This is a genomic window from Micromonospora sp. U56 (genome assembly GCF_018070095.1).
Classification (GTDB): Bacteria; Actinomycetota; Actinomycetes; order Mycobacteriales; family Micromonosporaceae; genus Micromonospora; species Micromonospora purpureochromogenes.
Map to the genome: position 1 here is coordinate 1 of NZ_JAGPYL010000259.1, position 1368 is coordinate 1368.

1 protein-coding gene is annotated in these 1368 nt (G+C 65.4%); it reads left to right on the top strand.

Translation table 11 applies throughout. From position 1 onward, the window contains the following. Positions 1-128 precede the first annotated feature (128 nt). Positions 129-1334 carry an IS256 family transposase gene (locus KBX37_RS33870; RefSeq protein WP_247659514.1) on the top strand — a complete coding sequence of 402 codons (1206 nt, stop codon included), beginning with the start codon at positions 129-131 and terminating at the stop codon, positions 1332-1334. Positions 1335-1368: the final 34 nt, after the last annotated feature.

Consider the following 1368-nt stretch of genomic DNA (forward strand, 5'->3'; position numbering starts at 1 on the left):
CGGGACTGTACAAATAACGGCTGATCGACCGATCAAGGGAGAGACGCCAGATGACGACCGAGATCACCTCGGGGCAGGAGCCGGCCGTGGAGCCGGTGGGTGCGGTCACGGATGAGCAGTTGATCGCGATGCTGGTCGATCGGGCTCGTGGTGACGGGCTGAAGCTGACCGGCGAGGGCGGTCTGCTGCAGCAGCTCACGAAGCGGGTCCTGGAGTCAGCGTTGGATGGTGAGATCACCGATCACGTCGGCTACGACAAGCACGACCCGGCAGGTCGGGGCAGCGGCAATACCCGTAACGGCAGCCGAACCAAGACGGTGCTCACCGACGTCGGGCCGGTCGAGGTTCGGGTTCCTCGTGACGCGGCGGGCACGTTCGAGCCGCAGATCGTGCGCAAGCGCCAGCGGCGCCTGACCGGGGTCGACGACATGGTGCTGTCGTTGTCGGCCAAAGGGCTGACGCACGGGGAGATCGCCGCGCATCTGGCCGAGGTGTACGGCGCTGAGGTGTCGAAGCAGACCATCTCCACCATCACCGACAAGGTCATGGACGGCATGGCCGAGTGGCAGAACCGGCCTCTCGATCCCGTCTATCCGGTCGTGTTCATCGATGCCATCAACGTGAAGATCAGGGACGGCCAGGTCGCGAACCGACCGATCTACCTGGCGATGGCGGTCACCGTCGACGGTCACCGCGACATCCTCGGGATCTGGGCCGGCGACGGCGGCGAAGGGGCGAAGCACTGGCTGCACGTGCTGACCGAGCTGAAGAACCGCGGCGTCGCTGATGTGCTCATGCTCGTCTGCGACGGGCTCAAGGGCCTGCCCGAGGCGGTGGAGACGGTCTGGCCACGCACGATCGTGCAGACGTGTGTGGTGCACCTGCTGCGCAACTCATTCCGGTACGCGGCCCGGCAGGACTGGGACAAGATCGCCAAGGCGCTCAAGCCGGTCTACACCGCATCCACGGAGGAAGCCGCGACCGAGCGGTTCATGGAGTTCGCCGACGCCTGGGGCAAGAAGTATCCGGCGATCGTGAAGCTGTGGTCCGACGCGTGGGCCGAGTTCGTGCCTTTCCTCGCCTTCGACGTCGAGATCCGCAAGGTCATCTGCTCCACCAACGCGATCGAGTCGGTGAATGCCCGTATCCGCAAGGCCGTCCGGGCCCGTGGTCACTTCCCGAACGAGCAGGCAGCGCTCAAGTGCGTCTACATGGCGCTAATGAGTCTCGACCCGACCGGCGCCGGCCGCCGGCGCTGGACCATGCGCTGGAAAGCACCCCTGAACGCGTTCCAGATCGCCTTCGAGGGCCGGCTCACCCCGGCCAACCACTGACCACCTCAACAACCAAGATCAGCCGTTAACTTGA